Source organism: Marinomonas balearica, from assembly GCF_004362145.1.
GTDB classification, from domain to species: domain Bacteria; phylum Pseudomonadota; class Gammaproteobacteria; order Pseudomonadales; family Marinomonadaceae; genus Marinomonas; species Marinomonas balearica.
Genome location: NZ_SNXC01000014.1, coordinates 75,835 through 91,368 on the forward strand (window position 1 = coordinate 75,835; position 15,534 = coordinate 91,368).

The 15,534-nt window shown below is 45.1% G+C and carries 12 protein-coding genes; 9 read left to right on the forward strand and 3 right to left on the reverse strand.

Annotated elements, in window-relative coordinates; genetic code table 11:
* The first annotated feature begins 17 nt into the window (after nucleotides 1-17).
* Nucleotides 18-626 carry a UPF0149 family protein gene (locus DFP79_RS13955; protein WP_133504561.1) on the forward strand — a complete coding sequence of 203 codons (609 nt, stop codon included), beginning with the start codon at nucleotides 18-20 and terminating at the stop codon, nucleotides 624-626.
* Here the strand turns inward: DFP79_RS13955 and DFP79_RS13960 are convergent.
* From DFP79_RS13960 to DFP79_RS13970, 3 genes are all read right to left on the reverse strand, one after another.
* Nucleotides 620-1,231: a rhomboid family protein gene (locus DFP79_RS13960; protein WP_133504562.1), complete on the reverse strand. Its 612-nt coding sequence runs from the start codon at nucleotides 1,229-1,231 to the stop codon at nucleotides 620-622. The two genes, DFP79_RS13955 and DFP79_RS13960, sit on opposite strands and share 7 nt — an antisense overlap.
* Nucleotides 1,207-3,744 (reverse strand): reprolysin-like metallopeptidase, encoded by a 2,538-nt coding sequence (locus DFP79_RS13965; protein WP_166637712.1) that lies wholly within the window; start codon nucleotides 3,742-3,744, stop codon nucleotides 1,207-1,209. The genes DFP79_RS13960 and DFP79_RS13965 overlap by 25 nt, the downstream gene beginning before the upstream one ends.
* A 153-nt stretch (nucleotides 3,745-3,897) precedes the next feature.
* Nucleotides 3,898-5,094 (reverse strand): amino acid aminotransferase, encoded by a 1,197-nt coding sequence (locus tag DFP79_RS13970; protein ID WP_133504564.1) that lies wholly within the window; start codon nucleotides 5,092-5,094, stop codon nucleotides 3,898-3,900.
* A gap of 381 nt (nucleotides 5,095-5,475) precedes the next feature.
* On the opposite strand from DFP79_RS13970, the gene DFP79_RS13975 reads away from it, so the two are divergent.
* From DFP79_RS13975 to csy3, 8 genes are all read left to right on the forward strand, one after another.
* Nucleotides 5,476-6,666, forward strand: a complete 1,191-nt coding sequence (locus tag DFP79_RS13975) for a methyltransferase (protein WP_133504565.1) — start codon at nucleotides 5,476-5,478, stop codon at nucleotides 6,664-6,666.
* A 131-nt stretch (nucleotides 6,667-6,797) separates the two neighbouring features.
* On the forward strand, nucleotides 6,798-7,661 hold the full coding sequence (locus tag DFP79_RS13980) for a BrxR family transcriptional regulator (protein ID WP_133504566.1): 864 nt from the start codon (nucleotides 6,798-6,800) through the stop codon (nucleotides 7,659-7,661).
* Between the two features lie 127 nt (nucleotides 7,662-7,788).
* On the forward strand, nucleotides 7,789-8,766 hold the full coding sequence (gene cas1f / locus DFP79_RS13985) for a type I-F CRISPR-associated endonuclease Cas1f (protein ID WP_133504567.1): 978 nt from the start codon (nucleotides 7,789-7,791) through the stop codon (nucleotides 8,764-8,766).
* A complete protein-coding gene (locus tag DFP79_RS17990; protein WP_208111442.1) occupies nucleotides 8,763-9,893 on the forward strand; it encodes a CRISPR-associated endonuclease Cas3'' in 1,131 nt (376 codons plus the stop codon). Before cas1f ends, DFP79_RS17990 begins: the two co-directional genes overlap by 4 nt.
* A gap of 27 nt (nucleotides 9,894-9,920) precedes the next feature.
* Nucleotides 9,921-12,158 (forward strand): P-loop NTPase family protein, encoded by a 2,238-nt coding sequence (locus DFP79_RS13990; RefSeq protein ID WP_208111443.1) that lies wholly within the window; start codon nucleotides 9,921-9,923, stop codon nucleotides 12,156-12,158.
* Nucleotides 12,159-12,166: 8 nt separating this feature from the next.
* Nucleotides 12,167-13,447 (forward strand): type I-F CRISPR-associated protein Csy1, encoded by a 1,281-nt coding sequence (gene csy1, locus DFP79_RS13995; RefSeq protein WP_133504568.1) that lies wholly within the window; start codon nucleotides 12,167-12,169, stop codon nucleotides 13,445-13,447.
* The gene (csy2, locus tag DFP79_RS14000; RefSeq protein WP_133504569.1) at nucleotides 13,444-14,439 is read left to right on the forward strand and encodes a type I-F CRISPR-associated protein Csy2; all 996 of its coding nucleotides are present in this window, start codon (nucleotides 13,444-13,446) and stop codon (nucleotides 14,437-14,439) included. The genes csy1 and csy2 overlap by 4 nt, the downstream gene beginning before the upstream one ends.
* Before the next feature lie 40 nt (nucleotides 14,440-14,479).
* The gene (csy3, locus tag DFP79_RS14005) at nucleotides 14,480-15,523 is read left to right on the forward strand and encodes a type I-F CRISPR-associated protein Csy3 (RefSeq protein WP_133504570.1); all 1,044 of its coding nucleotides are present in this window, start codon (nucleotides 14,480-14,482) and stop codon (nucleotides 15,521-15,523) included.
* Nucleotides 15,524-15,534 lie beyond the last annotated feature (11 nt).

A 15,534-nucleotide genomic window follows, 5' to 3' on the forward strand; every position in this document is an offset into this window, starting at 1 on the left:
TTCTTACACGAGTGATTATGTCTGACGAAAGCAACAGCAATGAAAGTGTCGAGGCGCTGTATTCGCGCCTTGATCATTATCTTTCTACTTTAGGTTCTGATCGATCCATTATGGGGGTGTCTGAGCTGGATGGCTTTTTGACGGCTGTAGGGTGTGCGCCAGATTCTCATATACCTAATGATTGGCTTTGGGCAATTTGGGGGCCGGAAGACGAGCAGCCTTCTTGGGAATCCAAAGAGCAAGAAGAAGAGTTTCTCGGTCTCGTAATGATCATGTACATGGAATCAGTCAATGGCTTAATTCAAGGCGACTTGCACCCCGTGTACCTTGAGCACACTGCGCCCGATGGCAAAGTAAATGTTATGGTCGAAGATTGGTGTGTAGGGTTTATGCGAGGGGCGCATTTACTCGGCTTAAATTACTCAGCAGATAAAGACTTTATTGACGAAGTAATGGCTAGTGTTCGCTTATTTGGTACAGAAAAAGGCTGGCAAAAGTTGGAAGGAATGACCGACGAAGAGAGCCAGTTTTGGCGCAGCGCGCTCGAAGAATCTATTATGCGTTTAGCTCAATTTCATCACCCAGAAATCGAGATCATACCCACCGGTGCTCGTATCGTTCACTGATTACTATTCTTTATCGACTTGGCACGCTTCAATGTTGGATTAAATACATGTTGAAGCAAGCCAAGTACTGTTCCCCCTACAAAAGCCACCCAATGTTGTGCCTTTGCTCCTATGTAACCGTTTGCACTCAGATAGTCGGGCGTTTCTGAAAACAACAGCGCCAAGCCTAAGCAAAAGAGACAGACCGCTTTTATTAACCTCGGGTATGTGGTGAGAACCACTAACCCGAAACTACAAAGGCCAATGGCCAAACTCGAAGAACCTGAATAAAACCAAATATCGTCGCGTAAATACAATGAGCAATCGATCAGAGTGATAAGGGAAAGAGTTGCAATAGACCAGAGCCTTAAAGAGATTTGCTTGTGTGAGACGACAAATATGCAGAGCAGCCCAATGCAGTTTGTAAACGCATGCATGTAATTTAAGTGGGTAAAGTGGCCGCTGATTAGACGCCAAGGTTCTGAGAAAAATGTCTCGCTCGACAATCTCCAGTGATGCTGCCAATCCTCTTCAAAAGGCAACATCACCGTAACCATAACGGCAAAAGTAGCGTAGAAATAAACCGCGTTCGTTTGGTTATTTACGGTTGGCTGTGTTTTTGACAAAGAGGCCAAACCGTTTTATTAAAGCGAATGATGTCGTTAATCATGTTTTTTCGATCGTTCATTTCAGCGTCTGATCGTATAACATCGCTTAACGATAGATTGATTGTTCCACAAAGCTGTTTTGCTTTTTCAAACTCTTCTGCGTTTACCCCCGGTAGGGGTTCTCCGCGCCCACCCTGAGTAATTAAACGATAATCTTCTGTGTCTGTGACTCGTTTAAGTTCTTTCTTAAGCCACGTTGAACTCTCTGTCTGAGCATCAACTGTTGTGCAGCCTGTCGATATCACACCAATTAAGGTTCCGATAACGGTAAGTCGAAAAAATTTACTATGCTTAATCATAATTCTTATCAACACTAACAAAATTAATGGTGAATAAAAAAGCATCGAAGTAGATCCTAATAAAAAGGTGCTGCTAGAGCTACTAGAACTAGTTGAACCACTATTCTGTGCATTATCAGAAATCACTAAAGGAGGTACGCTACGAGGAGTGCAGGACTGACTATTAGTCGCTTCTGCCCCATTTAAAGTAAAGGTGCATGGAGACAATGCAAAGAAAGCATTGTTACTACAACGGAGCATAATATACCGATTGGTGACGTTAAGGTTAGGTACCAAAATGGTCGCTTGTCCAGTATTTTGAATATCTTCAGCGAGCACATGGTCACCTGTTTCGGAGAATGAAGAGTTTCCTTGATCTGCAAGGAGTACATCGACATTCGAACAATTTACAGGAGACGATGAAGTGTTTGCGACATTCCAGCTTAAGGTAATAGTCTCTCCAGAAGTCGCCTCAACATTAATGTTTGGAGACGAAATGTAAAAGGGGCCTGAGTTCGAATCCACCGTAACGATTTTATCGTCGTAGTTTGTTCCGATTGGAGAGCTCCCTCCTGAACTTTCTTGTCTCACCGTTAACCTGAAATTTAACGTTCTGCTTGTATTCGGATAACTCTCTCCAAGCGAGAGCTCTCCATCCACTAAGTCTTCAAGTCTTGGAAGATAACGCGTTGAGCTGTCTACGGCTTCCCAAGATCGGAATAATGGTCGTGTTCCGTTATCGACCATGGTGGCAACCGAGCTGGAGGCGCTACCTGTATCCATTTCTTCCCAAATATACGTTAGGTTGTCGTTTTCTGTATCGGTGGCACTGCCTGTAAGAATAAAAGGTGTGTTGGCTGGGACAGTTATGTCATCACCCGCATCAACAGAGGGTGCAGTATTTGATTGAGAAGTAAACGTACCGCAGCTTGAGCCTGTCGTGCTGGCTAAATACTGATTAATTTCATTGATGCTGTATGCATGAAAGTGGGGGGTAGAATTATCTTGTAGGTTAAGAGCCCCACAAATGCCTGCATATGCCATGATAGTCGAGCCACTGCCGGGTTCTACTGCCGAATCTTGATTTCTATTTCCAGAGCAGCTGCCTATTGTACCGTTAAAGGTATGTTCGGCACCAAATTGATGGCCAATCTCATGAGCCACGTAGTCGATGAAGAACGCATCGCCTGTAGGGTTGCTTCTTCCAGTAACGCCTTCTGCTTTGTAGTCGTCATCGCATACGACTCCGAGCTGCGCAAGTCCGCCACCGCCAGTATTAACTACATGCCCTATATCATAGTTGTCGCTGCCTATTGTTTGGTTCAAAAAAGCTTGATTTACGTCGATGTCGTTACTGTTATTGTTAAAAGGGCCTGCATTAGCACTGCTGACGATTGTGTTCGTACCGGATACCAGTGTGAAGGTAACACCTAGATCTTTTTCGTACACTTCGTTTAATCGGTTGACCATGGAAGTAATGCCTGCGAACGCCCCTGATTGTCCTCCATAAAAGTTGGTAAACTCATAGGCTGCAGAGACTGCCAAGCGGTAAGTTTTAAGCGTCGGAGTGTAAGCAGCAGTGCGTTGTAGTGTGGTGTTGCTCTGTGTGTTATTCCGAAGTGCTGTGTCGTTAAATGTAGGATCTAATCCTTGACTGCTACGCGCATAATAGCTGGCGTAGTCGCTTGTATTTCCGACGTGTGTCGGGTCGAGCGTAACTTGTCCTTCCAGTGTGTCGAATAGCCCTCGAAACCCCAATAAAGACACGTCAAAACGGCCAGTCAGCTCAGGGTTGTTAACCGCATGGCCTTTGAATTGGCGCATGTCTGGGAATTGTTCTGCCACAGTTGAGCTCAAGACAGAATAGGGCGTTAAGATATAATCAATAGACTGACCATCGGGAAGAGGCAGGTCAACACGATATTCATTTAAGCTGGTATCTAAAAGGTATTGCTTCAACGCGTTGTTATCGGCATTAAGCGGGCGGAGGCTTTCCGCTTGGACCAATTTACTTGCAGTGTGGCCAGCCAGTGATCGAGCTACTGAACTTTTTTTAGAAAGACTTCTGTCTTCAAAAAAAGCAGTACTTGGCGAAGCGAGCGCCAGCGTACTTCCTAGTAGAACAAACGCTCCACATGCTATTTTTAATAAATCGAAAAGTGACTCATTTTTTGTACGCCAAAATGTAAACACACTGCTTCCTTGAATATTGTATGACAGCAGAATAATACGATTTAAGCGGAAGCGGGGCAACAAAGATGCAAGTAAACACTCGAAGCGCATCTTAACCTGAACTCTGGGGATGAATTCAGCAACTCGCTACGAGTGTTTATTTATAATGCAGGATTAACCGACGACTTTAGCGATGCTGTCACACAAGTAATCAATGTTTTGATCACTGACCCCGGCAATACTCATACGGCCAGTATCCGCAATATAAATAGAGTATTCAGAGCGAAGCTGACGTACTTGCTCAAACGTCAAACCTGAGTAAGAAAACATGCCGCGCTGCTGTTCAATAAAGCTGAAATCTTTACTCACGCCCGACTTAGCCAGTTTTTGAACTAACTGAGAGCGAAGACCGTTAATACGGTCACGCATTTGAGTCACTTCCGTCTCCCAAAGAGATTTCAGCTCAGGGTTAGACATAATCGTATGAACTAGCGTTGCACCATGCGCAGGAGGCATAGAATAGTTCGCTCGAATCGCTTGGCCAATGATAGAGAACGCATTCTTCGCTTCTTCACCCGTAGCGGCGATCACACTTAAACCGCCGCAACGATCACGGTAAACACCAAAGTTCTTCGAGAAAGAGTTAGCAATCAACATGCTTGGCACGCGTTCCGCCATATAGCGAAGCCCTGCCATGTCTTCTTCAAGGCCGTCTCCAAAGCCCTGATACGCCGCATCAACTAAGGGTAACAAGTTGCGTTTGTTAACCAGCTCCGTTAACGCTTCCCAATGTTCGATTTTCAAGTCAACACCGGTTGGGTTATGGCAGCATGCATGAAGCAGAAGAACATCGCCTTCTTTCGTTTCTGCTTCCAGCTTGCTCATCATTTCGTCAAAACGAACACCATTGGTCGTTGCGTCGTAATAAGGGTATGCAATGACCTCGACACCCGCCGAATCAAAGATGGATTGGTGATTCCCCCAAGTTGGGTCGCTTACCCACAAACGTGCGTCGCTAAGGTTCGCACTGATAAAATCAGCCGCGACTTTAAGCGCTCCCGTACCGCCCGGTGTTTGAGTCGATTGGATACGACCTTGCTTAATCACATCGCTGTCTTTTCCTAACAACAGATCCTGAATAATAGGAGAAAATTCCGGTGCACCGTAAACACCCAAATAGCTCTTTGTGACCTCGTTTTCCACCATAAAAGCTTCGGCTTTTTTAACACTCTCCAAAATAGGCGTGAGTCCCGTGTCATCTTTGTAAACGCCCACACCCAAATCAATTTTTTTAGGGTTAGTATCTTGTTGATGAGCGACAATTAATGCCAAAAGAGGATCGCCTGGAACAGCCTTCAGATGTTTAAACATGGTTTATCAGATTCCTTATTGTTCGATTTCGCGCAAAGCAATGTTATTAAAAACGACACCTAGGGAAGGTGTGAACAAGTCCACTGGTTTCAGCGTGTAGAGAACTCTTCTTTATTCAAGGCCAGTCTTTATTCGAGGCCAGTGCCGCCGTCCAATATTGAGCATATTGGCAAGAAAGTTAACAAAGAATTAAAGAGAGCTTAACCCACGCCCTTTGGGTCTTCCAGAGAAACTCATAGGACTTATTCGTACCTTCCCTAGATTTCAATAGCAGAAAAGGTTCCGTTATTTTGCCCCAATGACGTTAAAATACAAAACCTTATCTGGTTAAACTGAAATACCGCTGTCTATAATTCTTTACACTGCTACAGGCTCATAAACGTGTTCACGAAAAACTCGCCATTAACCGAACAATTCCTCACCCTAGATCGATGGCTTACAAAGACACAACCTCTTTGGCAAGTGGCTTCCTTTGCCTCAATGGATTGGCCGTGGCGAACCGTGTTCCCAGAGCTTACAGCGCATTTAGAAAACAACACCACATTAGGAAGCACGGCTCAATCTATAGAGGCGACTCTATTAGAAACAGTCCGAGACTTTACGCCAGCACCAAAGATACCGCTTCATGACTTTATCGCCACACAGCAGAGCGAATTGCCCAGCTATTTTAAATCCGGCATAAAAGGGCGCAAGTGGACGCAAATTGATCGCTTTTCTAAGCTAGTACCTCAGAGTGATTCAACACTGGAATGGTGCGCAGGCAAAGGTCACCTTGGTAAAGCCATCGCCTACCGTAACTCGACCAAAGTGGTGAGTTTAGAGTGGCAGCAAGCTCTGTGTGATGCGGGCGAAGACTGCGCGCGTAAATTAAACCTCGACCAAACCTTTGTGTGTGCCGATGTCCTAAACAGCGATACGACCCCAACGCTAAAACGAGTGACAAGTGCCGTAGCGCTCCATGCCTGTGGAGACCTGCATAGAATCTTAATAGAGCAAGGGTTAGAGTGTGGAATCGGCGCATTTACGGTTTCGCCTTGTTGTTACCACCTAACCCAAGAAGACATCTATACCCCGCTTTCACAAACGGCGAGGCAATCACACCTGAGCTTGAACAAAAATGACCTCAGGCTTGCCGTAAAAGAAATCGCCACCGCAGGGCAAAGAGAGCAACACCATCGGGCGAGAGAGCTTTCTTACCGATTGGGCTTCGATGCATGGCAAAGAGCCTTTCGCAACACAGACGAATACCTTCCGCTATCGAAAGCACCGGATGCCATCATGCGCCAAGGGTTCGAAGCGTATTGCCAATGGGCGGCCAAAGAAAAGCAATTGACCCTACCGACCAACGCACAACTAACAGGGTATGAAACGATAGGCGAACAACGAAAGAGCAAAGTACTGAAAATAGAAGCCGTAACCCAATACTTTAGAAGACCACTTGAACTCTGGCTCGTACTGGATCGTGCCCTACGCTTAGAAGAAGCCGGATACACGGTCGAAGTAGGAGAGTTCTGCGATAAAAGCACCACACCGCGCAATCTATTGATTCGAGCGATTGATTCGAACAATTGATTTGAGCAATAAACGACAACATCGCCCCGTCATTTTACAAAACCGAACTTGAGTTCCATATAACGCATCCTTTACAGTGTACTTGCCTTGAAAATAGCGACAAAAAAAAGGGACGGCTAAAAGGAGCGTAAATGGAAGGCAAAGCAGTAGGGCACCTAAAACAGCGTGATGGCCACCAACACAACTGGCTGATCGAGCTGATTGTCTTTTGGGAAGGGCAGATCAACGCCACGCGCCTAATTGAAACCTCCCGCATTACTCGTCAAACCGCCAGTGAGTGGATAAAACAATATCAAGACGACACCGACAACACACTGAAATACAGCCCCACTGCAAAAGCCAAAGTCATCTCACAAGACTTTACCCCGCGCTATATTAATCAGACCATAGACGAGTACCTAAACTGGCTTGAGCTTGGAGCCTTACTTTCCGAAGTCTCCAATGAAAGTGAACACTCACATATTTATAGAATAAGACCACCCAACCGGTTTGTCTCACCTCTCGTAATACGACCTTTGATCAAAGCCATACGCAATAAAACCGCAGTCGATTGCGAATACTTATCCGTTAAAAGCGCTGACCCGATTGGCAGGCTCATCTACCCACATTCGTTCGTAAAAGCCGCCAATCGCTGGCACATTCGTGCTTATTGTGAATACCGCAAAAACTACCTCGATTTCGTGCTAAGCCGCTTTCAGAGCGTCGAATACGATGGAAAAACCGCCCAATATTCTCATCAAAATGACACCCATTGGAATACAGAGATCGAACTGATACTCGCCCCAGATTCACGGCTGAACGACAGACAAAAGCGCGTTATTGAGCAAGATTACGGCATGGAAAACGGCCAGCTTGTTATCAAAACACGCGCAGCACTCGTCAAATACACACTCGACGATTTACAGATAAAAATCAAAATGCTCGAAGCCGACCCACAGGCGCAGCAACTGATATGTGTTAACTACCCTGACATAAAACAATGGCTCTATGACTGAATTCAGGTAAAACAGAATCAGACCTGTAAGGTTGCCTTACATGTGTAAATTTACAGTGTTGTGGGAGTGAAGAGCGCGTGAGAGAGTGGATACACGCCATCGAGTTAAGGATTAAAAGGAGTAGAGAATGGAGCAGTTTTCACCATCGGATATGAAAACCATATTGCACTCAAAGCGAGCCAATATGTACTACCTAGAATACTGTCGCGTCATGCAAAAAGACGGGCGTCTTCTCTACTTAACTGAAGCAAAAAAAGAAAACCAGTACTACAACATACCGATTGCCAATACGACCGTCCTTCTATTAGGGACGGGAACCTCCATTACGCAAGCAGCAATGCGAATGCTGTCACAAGCGGGTGTGCTGGTGGGGTTTTGTGGCGGTGGTGGCACACCGCTTCATATGGCCAGTGAGATTGAATGGCTGACACCGCAAAGCGAATATCGACCAACTGAATATCTACATGGTTGGCTGCAATTCTGGTTCGATGACGACAAAAGGCTTGCAGCAGCCAAATGCTTTCAAAACGCTCGAATCGACTTTTTAGACAAGATCTGGACCAAAGACAAAGATCTAAAAAGCGAAGGCTTTACCACACAAGACAGCATGTTATCGAAGGCGTTCGAAACCTTTCATCAACGTACCGAAAATGCCAAAAAACAGTCTGACTTATTGCTAACTGAAGCACAGCTTACCAAGGCGCTTTATAAATTCGCAGCCAATACTATGAAAATAGAAGACTTCACGCGTCAGCATCAATCGACTGACAAAGCCAATGACTTTTTAAATCATGGCAACTATTTGGCCTATGGACTGGCCGCAAGCTGCCTATGGGTGCTGGGCATTCCACACGGCTTTGCCGTTATGCACGGTAAAACTCGTCGAGGCGCTTTGGTGTTCGATTTAGCCGACTTAATCAAAGACGCCATTGTGCTACCTTGGGCATTTGTCTGCGCAGCAGAAAACGCTACTGAGCAAGAATTTCGACAACAGATACTACAAAAATTCACCGATCATAAAGCAATGGACTTTATGTTCGATACGGTCAAAACCATCGCTCTACAGGGTTACTCCTCAGCGCAAATAGAGGAACAAAACCTATGATGGTGACCTTTGTTTCTCAGTGCGAAAAAAACGCCCTCAAAAAGACACGCCGAGTACTTGATGCCTTCGCCAACCGAATCGGCGACAACACATGGCAAACCCTCATCACAGAAGACGGCTTACTCACTGTCAAAAAAATGCTACGCAAAACCGCCAGTAAAAATACCGCCGTGAGTTGTCACTGGATACGGTCAAGATCAAGAAGCCAGTTACTTTGGGTGGTGGGGAGTCGTAAGAAGTTTAATGAAGAAGGTGTGGTGCCAGTGAATACCACAAGACGAAATCTTCTAAAAAGTGAGATAGAAAACGATTGGCATTATCTGCCCTTAATCAAAAGCTTAACTGCCGTCGCTGCCTTGTTGCATGATTGGGGCAAAGCGAGCGCGCTTTTTCAAGAAAAGTTGACACCCAATAGCAACAACACCTTTAAAGGCGACCCAATACGCCATGAATGGATTTCCGTTTTATTGCTGCATGCTTTAGTAGAAAGCTCAGATGGTACAGATGAAGGCTGGCTAACACAGTTAAGTAACGGCAGCCTTAGTGAAAATGAACCGAAACAACCGTTAGCGAATATCACGTCACCACTTGGTTCCTTGCCTCCTTTAGCTCAATTGGTTGCATGGTTAGTCGTATCGCATCATAGATTACCACTGCCTCCTAATCAAAATGACTATAAAGCGGAAAAGGCAGAAAGCATAGAGCAGATGCTCAACCGCATTCAGCAAACATGGGGTTATGAAAATCGCTACGATGAGGCCGAGTACGCTCAGCGTGTTAAAAAGTGTTTTCAGTTTCCCAAGGGGCGACTAAGTCAATCGAGCCAATGGTTTTCCAAGTTAAAACGCTGGTCAAAGCAGCTTCTCGAAAATCAAGTACAAGCGCAAACCTGTATTGAAAATGGCAGCTTTCGACTGGTGCTCACCCATGCCAGATTGTGCCTCATGCTGGGTGATCATTATTATTCGTCACAAGACGCGGCAAAAAATTGGCAAGACAAAACGGGTCTATTCGCCAATACGGACAGAAAAACCAAAGCGCTAAAGCAAAAACTCGATGAGCATCTCGTGGGTGTAGCACATCATGCGACACAAACAGCGCATTTATTGCCCGCGTTTGAAAAATAACCGCCCGTTGCCGAAGAGGTGCAAAGCTTGCGAAAGCCCAGCCCAGTTGGCTTTAAATGGCAGGATAAAGCGGTTCAGAAAATTCAATCTTGGAATACTGAAAAACAACGAGACAAAAAGCACTGTGGTTTTTTTGCGGTAAACATGGCAAGTACAGGCTGTGGTAAAACCTTCGCTAATGCCAAAGTCATGCGAGCCTTGTCGAAAGATCAAAAAAGCCTGCGTTTCATTTTGGCGTTAGGGTTGCGTTCTCTCACATTGCAGACTGGTCGCGAATATCGTGAGCGGGTAGGGTTGGATGAAAGTGAACTTGCGGTACAGATTGGTTCTAGGGCCGTAATGGAACTGGATCAGCGCAACGTACAGACAGACAAGCCGGACGAAAGCGCCTATGAGATAAGTGGTTCGGAATCACAAGAAACGCTGCTCAGTGGGCATATCGACTATGATTGCGCGATCCCAGAAGAAGGGTTAGCAACGGTTCTGACGCAAACTCGCGACAAAGCCTTTTTATATTCTCCTGTTCTAGCCTGCACCATTGACCATATTATGGGAGCGACCGAGACCAAGCGAGGAGGTCGCTATATCCTGCCAACGCTGCGTTTGATGTCGTCGGATTTAGTCATTGATGAAATTGATGATTTCACCTGCGATGACCTCATAGCAATTGGTCGATTAATTCACCTTGCTGGTATGCTTGGGCGAAAAGTCATGATCTCCTCAGCCACCATTCCGCCTTATATGGCAGAAGGCTATTTCAACTCCTACCGCGAAGGTTGGAACCTATATTGTCAAACTCGCGATGCCGAACACACCATTGGCTGTGCTTGGATAGACGAGTTTACGACCAAAGTATCGAATATTGCTTCCCACGAATTAAAAACTGCCATTCCAGAATACCGTCAACAACATGCGAATTTTATTGATAAGCGCGTAGAGCAACTTAACAAACAGCCTGCTCGGCGCAAAGCCTCGCTCGTGGAATGCCACGACATTATCGAAAAGCATCAAACCCAGCGCCAACAAGACGCCACAGTAATTGAAAGTAAACAAGACGCTTATTTCAAAGCTGTATTTGAGCAAGCTTGGCAATTGCATAAAAATCATTATCTAAAAGACGAGCAAAGCAATCTAAATGTGTCATTTGGCGTGGTTCGAGTGGCGAATATTTCACCCTGTGTCGCATTGACCCGCTATTTATTAGAGCAAGATTACCCTGACAATATTCAGGTTCGTGTTATGGCTTACCACAGTCAGCAAGTGATGTTGTTGCGTTCCGAACAGGAAAAGCACTTAGATGATGTGCTTAAGCGCAAAGAAAAAAGTGGCGACGCGCCAAAAGCGTTTAGCAATGACATTATACGCGCTCACCTCAAGAGCATTCGTTCCACTCATCCAGAAGCCAAAAATGTCCTATTTATTCTTGTCGCGACACCAGTAGAAGAAGTTGGGCGTGATCACGATTTTGATTGGGCAGTGGTAGAACCTTCCTCGTATCGCTCGATTATTCAACTAGCAGGGCGGGTAAAACGCCACCGCGAAGGTGAAGTAGAACAACCCAATATTGGTGTAATGCAGTATAACCTCAAAGGCTTACGGCATTCGAGCGATCCGGATCAAGTCGTCTTTCATCGTCCAGGATTTGAAAGTGGCAAAGTCTTACTCAAGACCAAGCGCCTAGACCAACTATTGGATGTGGAAAAAGTACAACAGCGTCTTGATGCGGTGCCAAGAATCCAACAACCAGAGCACATTCACGCAACAATCATCAATAATGCAAAAAACACCAATAAAGCAAAAACCGCCAGCAGCCTTTCTGACCTAGAACATATGATGAACTGGCATTGGTTAGCAAACTACAAAGACAACGGAGCAGGGAAGTTGGGTGGCTGGTTAACACAGCACTGGTTTTTGACCGCCTTGCCTCAAGCATTAACACCTTTTCGTGGTGATGACAGTACCTTAAAAATCTACCTTGTATTTGACGGTCGTCATCAACACCTGACATTTTGCGAAAAAGATGATGAAGGCCATCCTGTTAATCGTGAAAGCGTGCTTAATATTCAACATGCTTCATTGAGTGACGTGGCGCGATCTCGATTATGGCTAACGCGAGATTTTAAAGAGAGCTGTGAACAACTGGCACAGGAAATAGACACAACGCCTTATATCGCCTCATTGCGATATGGGGAAGTGCGATTTAATTTCGACGAGAAAAAACACTATTTGTACAGCGACCAACTGGGATTGGTGGTTAAACCGTAGGAGGGAATATGCAAGATCCGGCGATCAAGGCTTTCTTTGAAGAAAGAAAAGCCGCTTGGTTAAAGAAAAACCTCAAGGCGTCCATGTCTGAGGTTGAGGTCAGGCAAACAGAGCAAGAGTGTGATGATGTCTTCGCGCTTAAAAATTGGCTGCCGAATGCCGCAAAACGAGCAGGGCAGATGTCTATTTCAACGCATCCGTGTACTTTTAGCCACCCTAGTGCTCGAAAGAATAAAAACGGTTACGCCAGCGCGATTATCGCTCACTCAAATCGTGGCGAAGATGGCTTTTTGCGAACGGGCAATATAGACGTGGAAGCCGATGCGTTAGGGAATGCTGCGGCACTTGATGTATACAAGTTTCTCACGCTCAAGATGGAAGATGGTCAGAGTTTGATACAACATATTGAGCAAGATTCAGAGCAATCTAAGTCGTTATTGGATTTATCTAATACCGCCGAAGGTGAGACTTACGAGCAGCTTAAGCAAGGCTTTCTTGCAATGACGTCAGGGGATGACAATGTCATTACCAGCTCGAAAATTAAGCAGGTGTATTTTCCTGTCTCGTCTGATACGACAAACCAAGCGTACCATCAACTGTCTATATTGACACCTTCTGGTATTGTTTTTGAAATGCGTAAACGTCTCGATGCAATGCGTTTTGGTGATGAAATCAAAGCCGCAAGAGAAAAACGCAAAAGCAACGAACAGCACGAAAACTACCGTGAAATTTACGACCTAACCACGATAGGCTACGGCGGAACTAAACCTCAAAATATCAGCGTATTAAACAACCAAAATGGTGGTAAAGCACACTTATTAATGAGCTTGCCTCCTCAAATCGAAAAACGCGATATTCACTTCCCAAACACCGACTTTTTTGCTCAGTCCATTAACTATTTCAAATGCCGCGATACTTTTTTGCGTTTACACAAGCTGTATCAAAGCGATGAAAACAACATGCATGTGCGAGCCGACAGAGATGAAATGTACCAAAATACAGTGGACTACATTATCGAAACCATGTGGCAAGTCCGCTCCGTTGCATCCGAGCAATATCTGGAAACCGTGAGTCAGTTAAATCAAACGCAAACCACTTGGTTATGTGCTCATACTGCTGAGATTCGGGACACCACTGACGACTGGCTAGACGCGATTCTTTCATCGATAACACAATTTGTCTTTCATGGTTATGAGAAAGTCTTAGGTAAAAAAGCCATTAAGTTAGGTGATGCAGAGAAAAAGCACATGGCTAAGATCGTTGAACAAAACAAGGAGATGCTGCGATGAGTGATGTGAAAAAGTTGCTGATGCTCCCACATATCCAAGTGCACAATGCCAACGCTTTATCCAGCCCCTATACCATTGGCTTTCCAGCGATGACGGCATGGCTCGGTGCGGTGCATGCTTTGCAAAGAAAGCTCAACCAGAATGATATTGGCGTTCGCTTTGAGGCGGTTGGTGTGGTGAGTCACGCTGTCAACTTGCAAACTTACAAAGGTAATAACGACTTTGTCTCGTCCATTGTTGGAACAGGGAACCCGCTGGACAAATCTGGGGAGCGCTCATCCTTTATTGAAGAAGCCCGTTGTCACCTAGATGTGTCATTGGTCATAGAGTGCAGTCATATAGAAATTGAAGATCAAGACCAAGCGCTCTCAGCGATTAGTTATATTTTAAATGGCAGTATGAAGCTGGCAGGTGGCGATATCCAAAAATTCACCCAACCCTATTTTATGGTCGTAGAAGAAGGCGATGATGAAAACATGCGCCGTTTTAAACGTGCTCTTATGCCGGGGTATGCGCTTATTGAACGACGCGAACTTATTGTAGAGGCCATGAATGATGGAGCAGACGCACTCGAAGCGCTTATTGACCACCTAGCGATTCACCATACCTGCACTGTATCTCAAGAAGACCGCGAAGAAAAAAGCGAAGAAGAAAATGCAGCAGGCGGAAGCATTGAAAAGGTTGAATGGAAAACACACCGTAAAACGCAAGATGGTAAGTCATTGGGGTGGTTAGTACCTATCGCGACAGGCTTTCAAGGCGTCAGTGAATTAGGAGAGGCCAAGAATCAACGAGACCCAGATACACCACATCGTTTTGCTGAAAGCGTGGTAACACTTGGTGAATTCAAAATGCCTCATCGTTTGAACAGAGTAGAAGAGCTGCTATGGCGCTATCACCAAGAAGGCGACCTCTATCTATGTCATCAATCCTCTCATGAGTATTTGTCCTCTTCATTAAATGAAGATCACGAATACTCTGAATTTGAATAGCTGAAACACAAAATTAACGTTTGAAAAAGGAATATTTAACATGGCTAAAAAAGACAACAACATCGCATCTGTATTGGCATTTGAAAAGAAACTGGTTCCGAGCGACGGTTATTTATATGGAACAAGCTGGGAGTCTAGAAAAGACAACAGCCAAGTAAAACCACTTCGCCTTCAAGAAAAATCGGTACGGGGTACGATCTCTAATCGCCTAAAAGCCGCAGTAAAGAATGACCCCGCTAAGCTCAATGCAGAAGTAGAAAAAGCAAACCTGCAACGTGTCGATGCATGTTCTTTAGGAACAGATCAAGACACCTTAAATCTACAATTTACTTTGAAAGTGCTTGGTGGAATTTTTAAGCCTTCTGCCTGTAATAATGCGTTTTTTAAACAAAGTTATGAAACCGCTGCCAAAGCTTATATTGAAACGCATAACTTCAAAGAACTCGCGAGCCGCTATGCCATTAACCTTGCGAATGGGCGTTTCTTATGGCGCAACCGCGTAGGAGCTGAGCAAATTGAAGTCATCATCTCTGCTAGAAATGGGGAAGTGAATGAAGAATTTACGTTTAACGCGTTTGACTTCAGCACGCGCCATTTTGACACGACTTCAGCTGATATTGACGCATTAGCAGCATTGATCGCAAAAGCCTTAGCCAGCGAAGACGGCTTCTTATTGTTAGACGTGAATTGTTTTGTACAAATGGGTCGAGCTCAAGAAGTGTACCCAAGCGAAGAGTTGGTGCTTGATAAAGGCAACGATAAAAACAAAAAAAGTAAGATCCTGTACCAATTGGATGGTGTTGCTGCTATGCACTCACAAAAATTGGGCAATGCGCTTCGCACAATCGACACTTGGTATGCTGAATTCCAAGATTCAGACTTGTCTGTTGGCCCAATCGCCATCGAACCGTACGGCGCTGTTACTAATTTAGGCAAGGCCTTCCGTACGCCAAAAGACAAACAGGATTTTTACAGCTTTTTCGATGTTTGGGCGCGTGGTGAGCAACTAAGTCGAGAAGAGGACGAACACTATGTGATGGCAACGCTTGTCCGTGGCGGCGTATTTGGCGAAAGTGACAAATAAACACAAGGAAA